At 34.3% G+C, this 14,056-nt stretch carries 15 protein-coding genes and 4 pseudogenes; 8 read left to right on the top strand and 11 right to left on the bottom strand.

The genetic code is table 11. The features are described 5' to 3' along the window. The first annotated feature begins 79 nt into the window (after nucleotides 1–79). The 3 genes from OPR44_RS07815 (at nucleotide 80) to OPR44_RS07805 (ending at nucleotide 3,059) form a co-directional block, all read left to right on the top strand. Nucleotides 80–1,057, top strand: a complete 978-nt coding sequence (locus OPR44_RS07815; RefSeq protein ID WP_264377527.1) for a hypothetical protein — start codon at nucleotides 80–82, stop codon at nucleotides 1,055–1,057. A 68-nt stretch (nucleotides 1,058–1,125) separates the two neighbouring features. After that, the gene (locus tag OPR44_RS07810) at nucleotides 1,126–1,689 is read left to right on the top strand and encodes a DNA-3-methyladenine glycosylase (protein ID WP_214303133.1); all 564 of its coding nucleotides are present in this window, start codon (nucleotides 1,126–1,128) and stop codon (nucleotides 1,687–1,689) included. A 350-nt stretch (nucleotides 1,690–2,039) separates the two neighbouring features. After that, on the top strand, nucleotides 2,040–3,059 hold the full coding sequence (locus OPR44_RS07805) for an IS110 family RNA-guided transposase (protein ID WP_265015465.1): 1,020 nt from the start codon (nucleotides 2,040–2,042) through the stop codon (nucleotides 3,057–3,059). Between the two features lie 119 nt (nucleotides 3,060–3,178). On the opposite strand, the pseudogene OPR44_RS08895 reads toward OPR44_RS07805, so the two are convergent. Both OPR44_RS08895 and OPR44_RS07795 read right to left on the bottom strand, forming a co-directional pair. After that, nucleotides 3,179–3,406: pseudogene (locus OPR44_RS08895) on the bottom strand (helix-turn-helix domain-containing protein); the annotation flags it as partial. Nucleotides 3,407–3,554: 148 nt separating this feature from the next. Beyond that, a complete protein-coding gene (locus tag OPR44_RS07795) occupies nucleotides 3,555–4,574 on the bottom strand; it encodes an Mrp/NBP35 family ATP-binding protein (RefSeq protein WP_264374522.1) in 1,020 nt (339 codons plus the stop codon). 79 nt (nucleotides 4,575–4,653) lie between these two features. Between OPR44_RS07795 and OPR44_RS07790 the strand changes: the two genes are divergently transcribed. Continuing rightward, the gene (locus OPR44_RS07790; protein ID WP_265014867.1) at nucleotides 4,654–6,024 is read left to right on the top strand and encodes a WD_0033/WD_0034 family tandem repeat-containing protein; all 1,371 of its coding nucleotides are present in this window, start codon (nucleotides 4,654–4,656) and stop codon (nucleotides 6,022–6,024) included. 79 nt (nucleotides 6,025–6,103) lie between these two features. Here OPR44_RS07790 and OPR44_RS07785 read toward each other — a convergent pair. Further along, nucleotides 6,104–6,485: pseudogene (locus OPR44_RS07785) on the bottom strand (IS4-like element ISWosp8 family transposase); the annotation flags it as partial. A 388-nt stretch (nucleotides 6,486–6,873) separates the two neighbouring features. Here OPR44_RS07785 and OPR44_RS07780 point away from each other — a divergent pair. Beyond that, nucleotides 6,874–7,101: pseudogene (locus OPR44_RS07780) on the top strand (ankyrin repeat domain-containing protein); the annotation flags it as partial. Nucleotides 7,102–7,203: 102 nt separating this feature from the next. Here the strand turns inward: OPR44_RS07780 and tyrS are convergent. Further along, nucleotides 7,204–8,466: a tyrosine--tRNA ligase gene (tyrS, locus tag OPR44_RS07775; protein WP_265014866.1), complete on the bottom strand. Its 1,263-nt coding sequence runs from the start codon at nucleotides 8,464–8,466 to the stop codon at nucleotides 7,204–7,206. A gap of 230 nt (nucleotides 8,467–8,696) precedes the next feature. After that, nucleotides 8,697–9,014, bottom strand: a complete 318-nt coding sequence (gene rsfS, locus OPR44_RS07770) for a ribosome silencing factor (RefSeq protein ID WP_007302263.1) — start codon at nucleotides 9,012–9,014, stop codon at nucleotides 8,697–8,699. Nucleotides 9,015–9,142: 128 nt separating this feature from the next. Here rsfS and OPR44_RS08695 point away from each other — a divergent pair. The 3 genes and pseudogenes from OPR44_RS08695 to OPR44_RS07750 all read left to right on the top strand — a co-directional run bounded on the left by OPR44_RS08695 (nucleotide 9,143) and on the right by OPR44_RS07750 (nucleotide 11,003). Then, nucleotides 9,143–9,744, top strand: a pseudogene (locus tag OPR44_RS08695) (AAA family ATPase). Further along, a complete protein-coding gene (locus OPR44_RS07755; protein WP_265014863.1) occupies nucleotides 9,737–10,225 on the top strand; it encodes an RNA pyrophosphohydrolase in 489 nt (162 codons plus the stop codon). The pseudogene OPR44_RS08695 and the gene OPR44_RS07755 overlap by 8 nt, the downstream one beginning before the upstream one ends. Continuing rightward, nucleotides 10,215–11,003 (top strand): TatD family hydrolase, encoded by a 789-nt coding sequence (locus OPR44_RS07750; protein ID WP_265014862.1) that lies wholly within the window; start codon nucleotides 10,215–10,217, stop codon nucleotides 11,001–11,003. The genes OPR44_RS07755 and OPR44_RS07750 overlap by 11 nt, the downstream gene beginning before the upstream one ends. A 5-nt stretch (nucleotides 11,004–11,008) precedes the next feature. On the opposite strand, the gene mdh is transcribed toward OPR44_RS07750, so the two are convergent. The 6 genes from mdh to OPR44_RS07720 are packed head-to-tail and all read right to left on the bottom strand — an operon-like array spanning nucleotide 11,009 to nucleotide 14,055. Beyond that, nucleotides 11,009–11,953, bottom strand: coding sequence for a malate dehydrogenase (gene mdh / locus OPR44_RS07745; RefSeq protein ID WP_265014861.1), 945 nt, complete (start codon nucleotides 11,951–11,953; stop codon nucleotides 11,009–11,011). A gap of 3 nt (nucleotides 11,954–11,956) precedes the next feature. After that, a complete protein-coding gene (locus OPR44_RS07740) occupies nucleotides 11,957–12,532 on the bottom strand; it encodes an NADH-quinone oxidoreductase subunit C (RefSeq protein ID WP_265014860.1) in 576 nt (191 codons plus the stop codon). Nucleotide 12,533: 1 nt separating this feature from the next. Beyond that, on the bottom strand, nucleotides 12,534–13,037 hold the full coding sequence (locus OPR44_RS07735; RefSeq protein ID WP_264330817.1) for a NuoB/complex I 20 kDa subunit family protein: 504 nt from the start codon (nucleotides 13,035–13,037) through the stop codon (nucleotides 12,534–12,536). Next, nucleotides 13,028–13,381: an NADH-quinone oxidoreductase subunit A gene (locus OPR44_RS07730; protein ID WP_006014410.1), complete on the bottom strand. Its 354-nt coding sequence runs from the start codon at nucleotides 13,379–13,381 to the stop codon at nucleotides 13,028–13,030. The genes OPR44_RS07735 and OPR44_RS07730 overlap by 10 nt, the downstream gene beginning before the upstream one ends. 17 nt (nucleotides 13,382–13,398) lie before the next feature. Beyond that, on the bottom strand, nucleotides 13,399–13,767 hold the full coding sequence (locus OPR44_RS07725) for an HIT domain-containing protein (protein ID WP_006014413.1): 369 nt from the start codon (nucleotides 13,765–13,767) through the stop codon (nucleotides 13,399–13,401). Nucleotides 13,768–13,773: 6 nt separating this feature from the next. After that, nucleotides 13,774–14,055 (bottom strand): hypothetical protein, encoded by a 282-nt coding sequence (locus tag OPR44_RS07720; RefSeq protein ID WP_010403548.1) that lies wholly within the window; start codon nucleotides 14,053–14,055, stop codon nucleotides 13,774–13,776. Nucleotide 14,056: the final 1 nt, after the last annotated feature.

Raw genomic sequence — 14,056 nt, 5'->3', positions numbered from 1 at the left:
TATTTGGAGTAAATTTAGTTATTGATTGGTTATAGCAAAGTTTGCATACTGATATTTAGTTAATGGTAAGAGGTGGCATATGTTAGATTATATTAAAAAGCTTTTGTGGGCTAATACAGTACCTGATAATGAGAGTCGAGTTAAAAGTTCTTACACGCATATAGTAGAGAAACCTTCTTTTGGTGATGCAGCTTCAAAGTTGAGTAAGGAAGAAAGGTCAGAAGAGCATCTTGTTCTTCTAAAAGGTAAAGGCAATAGCTCTGGTACAACTGTAACAGAAGGATCGTCTAGTATTCAGAATGCAGTATCAGGCAAGGACAAGCGTGGATATATCAAATTAGACAGTGATGAAGAATGGGATAAATTCTTTGAGTTACAGAATGATTCTGACACTAATATTACGAACAAAGAACCTTTTTCTCCGAAGAAAGGAGAATCTCACTATCATGGTAAAGAGATTGTAGGCAAGATTGCTGACCAAATTAAGGCAGAGATATCGAAGGTATATACCATAGAGTCCATAATGATAAAAGAAGGCAAAAGGGAAGGTAATATTGTTTATCCTACCGTAAGAGTTGTGCTACATGCCAATAAAGAAGGAGCAGATATAGCTAAACTTCTAGGCGGTAGTATATGTAAAGAGTATGGTGTAAGAACAATTACATTTTGTCATCCTAATCAAGAAAAAAAGAGAGGGGCATGTTGCTATATTAATAATGATAGTGATAATGAGGAAAGAGTTTATGAAATAATTAGTGGGTTATATGAAATGACTTTAAAGTGGTATGTTGATGGAAAAGAATGCAAAATTAAAGTTAACATTGACGGTAAGAACGGTGTAACTCTCCTTGAAGGGAACGGTGTTACTGCAGAGCAGTTGCGTGCAAATAAAGAAGTCAAAATAGGTAAGAGACGTGAGCCAAAATCTTTATATGAAGCGTTAGTACCGCAATTGCAACAAAAGAGCTCTGAATCAGTCAAGGTTTTACAGCAGCCTTCAACAGATGTAACAAATGTGACAACAACACCAACTTCTACTTCTCAGAGATGCTCTTGACTAAATAAATAAGAAAAAGCAAAAATAGTACAAGTTGCTTACAAATGTAAGTAACTTGTACTTCTATGATGAATAACACAATATTACCAAGAAATTTCTATGAACGGCCAACTTTAACCGTAGCTGGGGAGCTGCTAGGGAAGATGCTGAAATTTTCTAATTTTAGTGGAATAATAACTGAAGTTGAAGCGTATATAGGAATGGATGACCCAGCTTGTCATGCAGCAAGAGGCTATACTAATCGAACCTCAGTAATGTTTGGTACGCCAGGGTTTTCGTACGTATATTTTATATATGGAATGTACTATTGTCTAAATATTGTAACAGAAGCAGAAGGATTCCCAGCAGCAGTGTTAATACGAGGATTAAAGCTCACTGAACCGCTTGAAGCAAATTTAGGCGGGCCAGGCATACTGTGCAAAAAATTAAACATTACAAAAGAACATAATAAACAAGACCTTACTATAAGTCATGAATTTTGTCTCTATGAATATCACCTCAAACCAGATTATGTGTGCACTCCAAGAATCGGAATTAGTAAAGGCAAGGAGAAATTTTGGCGATTTAAAAGTTGCGTTTTAGCAGAAATGCCTAAAATCACACTCAACAATAAATATAGACCTCCTGCATAAACTAGATAAAAAGGCAAATAGCCTTTTATGTTTACCAACAATAGACTTCTTGGATAACCTAAGGATATTTTTTGATCTTCTATGGGGGAGATGGTATGAATAAGTATTGCTTGGTTGGAAGCAAGAGAAGATAATGACTTCTCAGAGTGGATAGGTGGCAGGTTGGATGTTTTTCTGAAGCACTTTCTGCCCAGGGAGTAGAAAGAGAAGACTTCGTGGGGGAGATTAACTGCCCCTGCCACCGAAAATCATCGTGAGGCTCACAAAATGTGATGACCTCGTATAGGAGTTTGGAACAACCGGCAATATTCTACTCTGATATATTGAAATATGCAATTGGAGGAAAAAATATGCGTCACATTGGAGTCGATTTACATACCAATAGTTTTACTGTTTGTTACTTACAAGAAGGGAAACCTGAGCATATTCAAACGTTTCGCTTAAAAGACTTGGATAATTTCACCAAAGATCTTCAAGAAACAGATGAAGTAGCCATAGAGGCAACAGGTAACAGCTGTTTCTTTTATGATGCAGTTTCACCTTACGTTAAACGCATAGTAATAATTGCTCCTGGGCAGTTTGAAGTTGTTCGTCGCTCTGTGAACAAAACAGATAAGCATGATGCACGAGCTATTGCTTTCTTTCTCAGCAAAGATATGTTGCCTGAGGCAAGGTGCAAAAACAAACAATGCCAGCAGTTAGCTTCTCTTCTTCAAATGAGAGATCAGTTAGTAAAGTCACGGGTATCTTTAATCAATAAAGTTCATGGTCTTTTTAATTACCATGGAATAAAAATTAAAAAAGAAGTACTTACAACTAAAGTAGGATTTGAACGTGCTACTCAAAAGCATAATTGGGATCCTTTAGAAAAAGTTGAAATTGAAGTGATTAGCTATCATTTAGAAGCTATCCGAGAAAGCCTTAAAAAGCTTAAAAAGGAAATTATAGCTTTCGCTAAACAACTTCCTGGGTTCAGCAATCTTATCAGCATAAAGGGAATAGGTCCAATTTCTGCAGCTGTTTTTATTGTAACAATCGGAGACATTAATGATTTCCGTAGACCTGAGAAACTTACTGCATATTTTGGAGTTGTACCAAGAGTTTCTCAATCTAATCAGCAATGTACAATTGGAAGAATTACCAAACGAGGGTCAAAAATAGCGCGTACTTCTTTAGTTCAATGTACTTGGATTGCTGTACGTTACAGTCCTTACTTGAAAAGCTTTTATGAACATATAAAAAAGAAGCGTGGTTCTGCTAAGGCTATAACTGCTACTGCTAGAAAATTTCTTATAACTATTTTCTACACTCTTAAAAATAACTGGGTTTTTAAAGATTTTACAAAATTTGAAATTTCTACTGGACAATAATCATAGGAGTTGAACATTCCCTTTTTATAAAACTTTTGCATACTCCTATTTAACTTTAATAGCTCTTTATCTTCCTGAAATCTGGATGTTTTATCAATGCATCTTCTATTCAGCCGTTAGCAAGAACTTTCACTTATTCGATAGATTTGCGCTATATGGAAATATGTACGGTATTTACACAAATATTCGAGTGCTATTAATAAATATATTTGGTTTTCCTCCTCTTGCCTTTTTCTTGGCCTCTTCCTCTATTAAAATTTCTATTATTTTTCCAATGTTTTTCTTTTTACTCCTCTTAGTCTTCGAAGCTTCTCTTCATCAAGTTTACTTACCTGCTCAAAATTTATACCTTCCCTAATATTGCTTCTACTACTTGTTTCTTAAGTTATCCAAGAAGTCTATTGTCTGTTCAGATACGAGGTCGCTGCTGCCATTTGAAATATTTTATTCACCTAAAATTACATTCTACCTATTTTAAAAGTAGTTTAAAAAACTTTATAGACTACATACAAAAGACCTAACATCTTTAGCAATGCCTTCATAAATCCTTACTAAATCCTCACTTAGTATTGAAGGATTTCCACAATCAGAAGCACTACATATTTGCGGATCTAGAGGAACTCTGCCCAAGAGTTTGACTCCCAGCTCTTCAGACATTTTTTTTGCACCACCTTTTCCAAATATGTGTATTTTTGAATTATCTTGAACAAAATAGCTCATATTTTCCACAATGCCGATAATTGGCACGCTGAGCTTTGTGAACATATCATAAATTTTCTGTGCATCGACTAAAGCAAGCTCCTGTGGAGTTGAAACTATTATTGCTCCAGTTAAACTAAAATTCTCCATCAGACTTAAATGTACATCGCCAGTGCCAGGCGGTGTATCAATGATTAAATATTCTATATCAGACCACCTTGTTCCCATTAGCAAATTGTAAAGTGCTTTTGTGATCATAGGTCCACGCCATATTACTGCGCGGTCCTTATCAATAAAATAGCCAATTGAAATAGTATAGAGACCATGTTTCTCTATAGGCATTGCTTTACCACTCTGTATTTCTGGTTTTAATTTCTCAGTGCCCAACATTTTAGGAATCGAAGGACCATATATATCTGCATCAACTAGCGCAACTTTATGTTTTAATTCTACTAACGAAAGAGCTAGATTTAGTGCAACTGTTGACTTACCCACACCTCCTTTACCAGAAGCAACGACAATTATATTTTTCACTCCTTCGATATGAAGTTTAGCTTTTTGTTGCCTAGCTTGTTTTTGACCAGTAGCAACTACAGTAACCTTTCCTACTCCCGGTATCGCCTTAACAGCTTGCTCACAATTTTTTCTTAATTCTTCATTTGGCTCAGTAACTTCAAGAGCAAAAGCAACATCTTTACCCTTAATAACAATTGAGGATACTACACCAACATTCTTACCACTTTTCTTCTCTATAACCTTTTTTAGGCTCTCTCTTACGATTTCCTCATTAACCTGTGTAAATTTTTTCCAGAACATATGATGAAATTTTTTCTATTGGTGTATACTAACATAGAATAATTAAACTGCACTGACTTTAAAGCGAGGTTACAAGAATATGCTAAATGATAACAACTTAACACAAGCACAACGAAATTTGCATTTTAAGTTGAAAAAGGTAATATCAAATGGTGAGGGAATTAGTAATATCTTGAAAGTAGCCTCAGAGAATGATTTACTAAAAGTTCTTACAATAGGATATACTACACAATTTCCAAGAGGTGGGGAACGCACTTTAACACTACTTAGCCTCGCCATATTCAAATGTAATGACGAATGCGTTAATTCTATTTTAATACATTCTCAAAATAACGGTACACTGCAAGAGATTATTAATACTGAAAATATTATAAACTATCAAGATAGTCTGATATACACCTTAACATCGCTTGGCTTTGCTATACATTACAATAAGCCAAGATATATTAATGATATTTTAACAAAAGCCCAGGACAGTGGAATACTACAAGATATTCTTGCTGCTAGAAATATTGTACAGTATTTCAATACTAAGGAGTATGCTTTAACACCACTCAGTTTCTCTATATATAAAGGTAATAAAGAATGTATCAGTTCTATTTTAGAAAAAGCTCAAAATAATGATATGCTGCAAGGCGTTTTTATTGCTGAAAATATTTTACAGTTTTCAGATGGTCTGACGCATATTTTAACACCAATTAGCTTTGCCATATATGAAAATAATAAGGAATGTTGTAACTACATTTCAACAATGATTCAAAATAATGTTGTATCGCAAGATATTCTGAATAATTGGACATACATTTTAACATTGCTTGGCCTTGCTATATATAGAAATAACAATGAGTATATTAATACTATTTTAAGACAAGCTCAAAATAATGGTACGCTGCAAGAAGTTCTTACTGCTAATAAAAATACTATGTGTTCTCCAGATGGTTGGACGTACAACTTAACATCACTTGGCTTTGCTATACATGAAGGTAATCATGCACATATTAATTCGATTTTAACTCAGGCCCAAAATAGTGGTATATTGCAAAATGTTCTTGCTGCTAAAAATACTGTATATTCTCCAGATGGTTGGACGTACAACTTAACATCACTTGGCTTTGCTATACATGAAGGTAATCATGCACATATTAATTCGATTTTAACTCAGGCTCAAAATAGCGGTATATTGCAAGAGATTCTGACTACTGAAAATACTATAAACTATAAAGACGGTCGGACGTACAGCTTAATACCACTTGGCATTGCTATATATAAAGGTAATATTGAATGTATTAATTTTATTCTAGCACAAATTAATGATATGCCGCAATACATCATCTATGCTGCCTTTCAACCAACTGCAGCGATTAATGAAAGGAATACTAGGATTAGTAGTGCATTAGATAATGTATCTATTTCTTCTAGGTATGTTAGAGAAAATAGCAAAGTCAATTAATTTCTTAAGTAACTCTTTCTTGCAAGTACTACTTTTTTATGTATCTGTTCAGGCAATGGCGTTAACTTAAGAGAATAAATTAGCAAGCTCTCCTAAAGACATTATGACGTTTAGGCTTATCTACTTTATTGCGGCTATACAATCTTCACGTTAACTTTAGTGCGTATTTTAAAAAGGGCTTGAAAGTTTTTTGGTGCTAATAAGCACCTGATAAAGTTTCTGTCTCATTACACCAAATAAAACTGAAAAATTTAAACGATACTCAGCAATTTGATCTGGGTTCCAAGGCTCTTGTGCATCACACATATGAAGTATTGCACATGACCAAGTTTGCACAAAATTCTTATCTCTAAATTTATCTCAGAAAAATTCTCTAATTCTACTTCTACTTTGAGTCGTTTATAGCACTCCTCTATGTGACACCTTAATAAATAAGCTTTACTGATATCTTCTTTATTGAAATAAAATAGAAACCAAAGGTCCTATTTTTCACAGTATTTTACTCCTTAACATCTTTCCTTAAGTTAACGCTATTGGGTTTTGTTGCATCGCTATCTACGATGAATAAAAGATAAAATGTAGAATATCAATAGCTTATTATTCTAGCATTTATAGTAAGGACAGTCAGTAAATATCTAAATTTAAGTAAAAGAAGTTTTACTATCATTCACTAATCTAGCTAGAATTCAAGAATTTCAATGCTTTGGCTATTTTAAGTAGAATTAAATTTACTAGTACAAACAATAAATTACTATTCTTAAATTTGATCAGATTGATTGCAAAAAATAAGATTTTCAATAAGCTGCTTGTATAGTTAGCCTTTCATAGATAGTGATGCAACAAAGCCCCGGTGGAGTAACTGCATTATTAGGTACTGCTATATCTATAGCACTTTTTACAGCCGGAGCAATTACAGCTGAGTTAATACCTATAGTTATAGCAGTAGTTGCAATTACAGCAACAGCACTAATAGTTGGCAATGCTATATATAAATTGTCAAAGCCTGATACTCAAGTTGATAAACCAATCTTAGCAAATCGACAGCAAGAAACTGCTAGCGATAGTAGGGTTGCCTAGCGATTCTGCCACAGTGTCAGCTGCTTCAATGATATCCATTTGTTCCTATAATTATCTTTTCTTGGCTACCTTATTTTGCTATTCTGCTGAACAGAGACAAATTTACTTTCTTACTTCACTCACTAAAATTTTAATATGGCGTTTCTTTCCTGCAGACAATTTTATGAATGACTGATCTTTGAAGCTCTCAGAATTTATTATATAGTTAACATCATTTATAGTATTATCATTAACTTTGCATCCATTGCCCTGTATTAAACGCTTTGCCGCGCCTTTTGAAGGTTCAAAACCGGTGTCATGAAGCAAGTCTATCAGGAGTATGCCATTTGCAACTTGTTCTCTTGTGATAGTGTAACCAGAAAGCAATGAACTGTCTTCATTTTTAAAAGCAGAGATTGCAGCAGATCGTGCAAGTTTCGCTTCTTTACAACCGTGACATATTTTTGTCACTTCTGTTGCCAAGACCTTTTTTGCTTCGTTTGTTTCTTGATCCTTCAAGGACTCTAGTTTTTTAATTTCATCAATTGATAAATCAGTGAAAAGTCTCAAAAAACGACCAACATCTTGATCATCAACATTGCGAAAATATTGCCAGTAGTCATAGGGCTTTAGCATGCTACCATCAAGCCATACTGCTCCACTTTCAGTTTTGCCCATCTTTTTTCCTTGTGCGTTTAATAAAAGAGGTGTGGTAAGACCAAACAGCTCAGGTAAATTTAACTTTTTGCCAAGTTCAATTCCGTTTACTATATTTCCCCATTGGTCTGACCCTCCAATCTGGAGACGACAGCCATACTTTTTATTCAACTCGACAAAATCATAGGCTTGTAACAACATGTAATTAAACTCGAGAAAGCTTAGATTTTGCTCCCTATCTAGCCTAATTTTCACACTATCAAAGCCTAACATGCGATTTACAGAAAAATGTGTCCCTATATCACGCAAAAAGTCTATATATTTTATGTTATCTAACCAATCTGCGTTGTTTACTATGATTGCACCAGTTTTTCCATAATCGAAAGATATCATCTTCTCGAGGGTTTTCTTTATACCAAGTATATTTTGATTGATATCTTCTATCGGCAAGACGCTTCTTGCTTTGTCTTTACCAGATGGGTCACCAATTTTTGTTGTGCCACCTCCAAGTAGAATTATTGGCTTATAACCGAATTTTTGTAGGTGACGGAGCATCATGATTTGAATGAGACTGCCAATATGCAAACTTGGTGCCGTACAATCAAACCCAATGTATGCAATTATATAATTATCTTGTGATAATAGCTGGTCTAACCTATCAATGTTTGTACATTGATATAGGTATCCTCTTTCTTGAATGAAGTTTAAAAACTCGGATTTATGTTTCATAATATGTTATTTTGTGTGTAAACGGTGTTGTTAACGATGGCGTCATTCCAGTGCTTGACGCTGGAATCCAGTTTATTATGAAATTTTATCAAAAATGTTGTATAGTGTGCTCGTTTATGATTAAGTTTTCTAGATTCCAGTGTCAAGCACTGGAATGACACCACCAACTTCATAAGGGTTGCCTTCAAAATTACAACATTTGAGCAAGTGTATACCAGCTACCTGGATAATCAATTCCATAACTCTTCTATCTTATAATATTCTCTTACTTCTGGCCTGAATAGGTGAACCATTATACCTTGAAAATTCACAATCACCCAGTTACCTTCATCCATACCTTCTACATCTATTTTATCATATTGCTTGAGATTTTTCATCACGTGCTCAGCTAATGCTTTTACATGGCGGCTCGAATCACCGGATGCAATGATCATATATTTTGCAATGACAGTTTTATTCTGTACATCAAAAGTAACTATATCTTGACCTTTGTTTTGATCTATTACATCTACAATTGTATTTTTTATTGATTCTGTATCACCATTCATTATTCTAAATTATATAATTTATCTGTAATGATACACTCAAAATTTCTGAATATGAACTATTTTTGATATGTTTCTAGTGTAACGTTTATAATACATATATTTGTAATATATGATAGTTTTCTGATGGTATGATCATTTACTTAATCGGATTTCCGGGTAGTGGCAAACTTACGATTGCAAAAGAGCTGTGTAATATTATTGATGGGGTGATAGTAGACAATAACCTGTTTAATAATATTATATTTGATATGATTGATTTCAGAAACGCTGAGGTTACAAGTGAAATATGGGAAGAAATTTTTGTGATTAGAGAGAATATGTTAGCAATATTGGAAAAATACCATATAGAATCAAAGCATTATATATTTACAAACGAATTGATAAAAGGTGATTCCTATGATCAAAAAGTATATAACTCAGTGGTGAATTTAAGTAAAAAAATGAACGTGGAGATTCTCCCTGTGGTGTTATATTGTAATAGTGAGAACTAGTAAAGCGCGTTCAATTAAAGGAAAGAGAGCAGGAGAGAAAAATTACTGATTCAGATTTTGCTATGAGAAGAATTAAAGGAAAGAAACTATTTGTGCCTCAAGGTTCACTTGAAATTGATAACTCAAACTTAAGCGCAAAAGAAGTTGCAAAAAAAAAAAATGTTGAAAAAATGAATAGTAAAAAAGTAGTTGGAACTTCTATGATAGATAATTTAGCAACAGAGAATATTTGTGGTTAGCCAGGAGAAAGAGTATCGCCCTTGTGTTGGCATAATGCTATTTAACAAACAGGGAAATGTTTTTATTGGAAAACGCTTTGATAGTGACTCTTATTGGCAGATGCCACAAGGAGGAGTTGATGAAGGTGAAGAACTAGAGCAGGCAGCGCTACGTGAGCTATTGGAGGAAGTTGGTACTGATGAAGCAGAAGTTGTGGCTCAAAATAAAGAGTGGATATATTACAACTTACCCGAGGAAGTTATACCGATATGCTGGAATGGGAGATATTCTGGCCAAAAGCAAAGGTGGTTCTTAATGAAATTTTGTGGGAAGGATAAGGATATTAATATTAACTATACTGATCATCCAGAGTTCAAAGAGTGGCGTTGGCAAAATGTGGATGATTTGGTAGCCAGTGCCATACCGTTCAAAAAAGAAGTTTATAAAAAAGTGATAGAAGAGTTTTCTTCTATCATAAAAGGATCTATTTATGATAGTTGATTCTCATTGTCATCTAATTTATTTTTCTGATGATGAAATACCAAAGGTAATTTCAAGAGCAGAGCAAAATGGTGTGAGAATTTTGCATAACATATGTATAAGCATTAATGATATCCCTAAATTATTAAAAATCTCTTCATCCTATGATCAAGTCTACTGCTCCGTTGGTATACATCCGCTTGATACTAATGTGGAAAAAGGTGAGTGTATAAATGCTGATGAATTGATTGAATTTACTAAGGGCAAAAAGGTAATTAGTATCGGTGAAACCGGATTAGATTTTTATAAATCTGATAACAAAAGCAATCAAGAAAAAGGTTTTGCATCACATATAGAAGCGGCAAAAGTAACAGGATTACCTTTAGTTATTCACACTAGAAATGCTGATAGTGAGATGATTGATATGTTAAATTCAGAAATGAAGAAGGACGCTTTTAGTGGAGTAATGCATTGCTTTGCTTCTTCTAAAGAGCTTGCTTATAAGGCTATGGACTTGGGATTATACATTTCATTTTCTGGAATTATTACTTTTAAAAATGCGAACTTACTAAGAGAAATTGCACAAAATGTGCCACGTGAGCGTGTTTTAGTTGAAACTGATGCACCTTATCTATCTCCTGAGCCTTACAGAGGAAGAAAAAATGAACCGGCAATGGTGAAATATGTTGTGAATTGTTTAGCAGAATTATGGAATGAATCGCCGGAACAAGTAGCAAAAATAACTACAAATAATTTTTTTAGGCTGTTTACAAAACTTGAGCTCAAAGAAATTATATAGGACAATTAATTTAGCTGACAGAGCTCTTTTACTGCACTTACAGATTTATAAAACATCTCTTGTTCACTATCGTTCATTTTAACTTCTAGAATTTTCTCAACTCCATTTTTGCCAATAATAGTAGGAACACCAATGAATAAGTCTTTCACATTATATTCACCATTAAGATAAGCAGCGCATGGTAATATACGCCTTTTATCTTTTAAGTATGATTCTAGCATGCTTATGGCTGAAGATGCAGGAGCATAGTATGCAGATCCAGATTTAAGTAGATCAACTATTTCTTTTCCACCATTACGAGTGCGCTCAACTATTTCATCAACTTTTCCTCGCGTAATCAAACCCATCTCAATGATTTGGGTAAGTGGAATGCCAGCAATTGAAGCATAATTGATTAGTGGTACCATAGTGTCACCATGTCCTCCAAGCACAAAAGCAGATACATCTTCGACAGAAATATTTAACTCACTTGCAAGAAAATAACGAAAACGAGCAGAGTCAAGCACTCCTGCCATACCAATAATCATATTAGTTGGCAGGCTTGAAGATTTGTATACTACTGAAACCATAGCATCTAAAGGATTGGTAACCACTATTACAAATGCGTTTGGAGAATGTTTTTTAATATTTTCCCCAACCTCTTTCATTACTGCAGCATTAGTTTGCAGAAGGTCATCTCTGCTCATTCCAGGTTTTCTGGCAATGCCAGCAGTTATTATAATTGCGTCAGAGTTTTTTATATCTTCATACCTATTTGTACCAGTAATATTGACATTAGATCGATCAATAGGAGATGATTCTGTAATGTCAAGCGCTTTACCTTGTGGTATTCCATCGCTGACATCAAGCAAAATAACATCTCCTAGCTCTCTTAGTGCAATCATATGGGCAAGAGTCCCACCGATATTTCCTGCACCAATCAAAGATATTTTTTTTCTTTGTGCTGTCATTTTCTACTCCTTTATATTTACTTTTGTGGCTTTACTACCTTCCCAAGGGGATAAGCTGTCAAACATACGAAAATCTTGTGGTAAGTCTATAGTATTATATACAACCTTTTTTGCCTCTATATCGTATCTTACTTCCTCGTAGCCAGTGAGAGGAAAATCTTTTAACATTGGATGACCTTTGAATCCATAATCCGTTAAAATCCTACGTAAATCTGGGTGATCAGAAAACTCTATTCCATACATATCAAATACTTCACGCTCAAACCACGAAGCTGCGTTAAATATCTTTGCTACACTTAGAGGTATATCACCTTCACATAACTGAAGCTTTATGTGCACTCTGATATTGTGTACAACGCTGAGCAAATTGTATATTAGCTCGAAACGTTTTTCTCTATCTGGGTAATCAACTCCAAAAACGTCAACTAATAATTCAAGCCTACACTTTTCATCATCACGTAGAAAGAGTAAGTGATTTTCAATGTCATTCAAAGCTGAATATATTACAATAGTGCCATCATTTTTCTGAATACATTCACATTTAGTCTTTTTTTGTATGTATTTTTCAGTTTTATCCATGCTATATATTTTTAGTTCGTTTTATTTTATTTTGTAGACATAGCATTCCATATAGCAACGCCTCAGCAGTTGGAGGGCATCCAGGAACATACACATCAACTGGCACAATTCTATCGCAACCACGGACTACTGAGTAAGAATAATGATAATAGCCACCGCCATTTGCACAACTTCCCATAGAAACGACGTATTTGGGATCTGCCATTTGATCATAAACTTTACGCAATGCTGCTGCCATTTTATTAGTTAACGTGCCAGCAACAATCATAACATCTGCTTGCCTTGGGCTTGCACGAAAGATTATGCCATATCTATCAAGATCATAACGACTGGATGCAGTGTGCATCATCTCTACTGCGCAACATGCAAGACCAAATGTCATTGGCCATAATGAACCAGACCTTGCCCAGTTCATTATATAATCTATTAAATCGCCAAATTTAGTGATAAGAAAACCTTCTTTTTTGTAACGATTCCAGTCGCCATTAGATAAATTTACTTCCATTCCAACGCACCTTTACACCACTCATAAATAAAGCCTATAGTAAGTATTGCAAGGAATATCATCATAGACCAAAATCCGCAATAGCTTATTTTAGATAAAGAAACGGCCCAAGGGAAAAGAAAAGCAATTTCTAAATCGAATATTATGAACAATATTGCAACTAAGTAAAATTTTATGTCGAAACTTTTTCTGGCTCTTGATAAAGGATTAAAGCCACACTCATATGTAGAAAGCTTTTCACCATCTGGGTTACTGACTGCAAGAAACATAGGTAATACACCTAAAGTAAAGGATACTACAATTGATACACAGATAAAAATTAATATGGTTAAATATTCACTCATTTAAAAAACATATAACACTATGAATTTACATGCTTTCCTAATCTTTTACCACCTAAAATATGTATGTGAAAGTGCGGTATAACTTGCTCTCCATCTTTACCGTGATTAGTAACTAATCTATATCCTGTTTTTTCTAAGTTATATTTATGTGCTATTTCTCTAACAGTTTTAAAAAAACTTACTATTTCCTCTTCGGAAGCTTTCAGAACAAAATCATCGTATGAAACGTATTGAGCTTTTGGTATAACTAGAATATGAACTGGTGCATCAGGATACTTATCACGAAAAGCTAGCACATTTTCATTTTTATGTATTTCCTCATAAGACAACTCACCTCTTAATATCTTAGCAAAAATATTAGTGTCATCATAAGCTGTACTACCCATACTTTATTAAATTCCTGGTCCTCTTCTATTTTGCTTATGATTTGGTGTAGAAGGTGGGCTTATTGCTGCTTCGCTAGAAGCATCTTCAAGACTTGAAACGTCTTTTAGCTGTATATCTTGTCCACGCAAAACTGACCCATAGTCCATTTGGTGTCTTTTTGAAAACGTTTCTATTCTTTTTGCCCTTCTTGCAGCAATAACTTCTGGTTGTAAATGATACATATCTCCAGGAACAGTTAGGCTATGATACCTTTCCTCTATTTTAACTTCTTTCATAACACTCTCCATA

Source organism: Wolbachia endosymbiont (group B) of Camptogramma bilineatum (assembly GCF_947251825.1).
GTDB lineage: Bacteria > Pseudomonadota > Alphaproteobacteria > Rickettsiales > Anaplasmataceae > Wolbachia.
This window is presented reverse-complemented; position numbering and strand designations above follow the sequence as displayed.

What these genes read in the sequence shown, in the direction of transcription:
- OPR44_RS07815 (WP_264377527.1), top strand. Translation starts at nt 80, where the DNA reads ATGTTAGATTATATTAAAAAGCTTTTGTGGGCTAATACAGTACCTGAT.
- OPR44_RS07810 (WP_214303133.1), top strand. Translation starts at nt 1,126, where the DNA reads ATGAATAACACAATATTACCAAGAAATTTCTATGAACGGCCAACTTTA.
- OPR44_RS07805 (WP_265015465.1), top strand. Translation starts at nt 2,040, where the DNA reads ATGCGTCACATTGGAGTCGATTTACATACCAATAGTTTTACTGTTTGT.
- OPR44_RS07795 (WP_264374522.1), bottom strand. Translation starts at nt 4,574, where the DNA reads ATGTTCTGGAAAAAATTTACACAGGTTAATGAGGAAATCGTAAGAGAG.
- OPR44_RS07790 (WP_265014867.1), top strand. Translation starts at nt 4,654, where the DNA reads ATGCTAAATGATAACAACTTAACACAAGCACAACGAAATTTGCATTTT.
- tyrS (WP_265014866.1), bottom strand. Translation starts at nt 8,466, where the DNA reads ATGAAACATAAATCCGAGTTTTTAAACTTCATTCAAGAAAGAGGATAC.
- rsfS (WP_007302263.1), bottom strand. Translation starts at nt 9,014, where the DNA reads ATGAATGGTGATACAGAATCAATAAAAAATACAATTGTAGATGTAATA.
- OPR44_RS07750 (WP_265014862.1), top strand. Translation starts at nt 10,215, where the DNA reads ATGATAGTTGATTCTCATTGTCATCTAATTTATTTTTCTGATGATGAA.
- mdh (WP_265014861.1), bottom strand. Translation starts at nt 11,953, where the DNA reads ATGACAGCACAAAGAAAAAAAATATCTTTGATTGGTGCAGGAAATATC.
- OPR44_RS07740 (WP_265014860.1), bottom strand. Translation starts at nt 12,532, where the DNA reads ATGGATAAAACTGAAAAATACATACAAAAAAAGACTAAATGTGAATGT.
- OPR44_RS07735 (WP_264330817.1), bottom strand. Translation starts at nt 13,037, where the DNA reads ATGGAAGTAAATTTATCTAATGGCGACTGGAATCGTTACAAAAAAGAA.
- OPR44_RS07730 (WP_006014410.1), bottom strand. Translation starts at nt 13,381, where the DNA reads ATGAGTGAATATTTAACCATATTAATTTTTATCTGTGTATCAATTGTA.
- OPR44_RS07725 (WP_006014413.1), bottom strand. Translation starts at nt 13,767, where the DNA reads ATGGGTAGTACAGCTTATGATGACACTAATATTTTTGCTAAGATATTA.
- OPR44_RS07720 (WP_010403548.1), bottom strand. Translation starts at nt 14,055, where the DNA reads ATGGAGAGTGTTATGAAAGAAGTTAAAATAGAGGAAAGGTATCATAGC.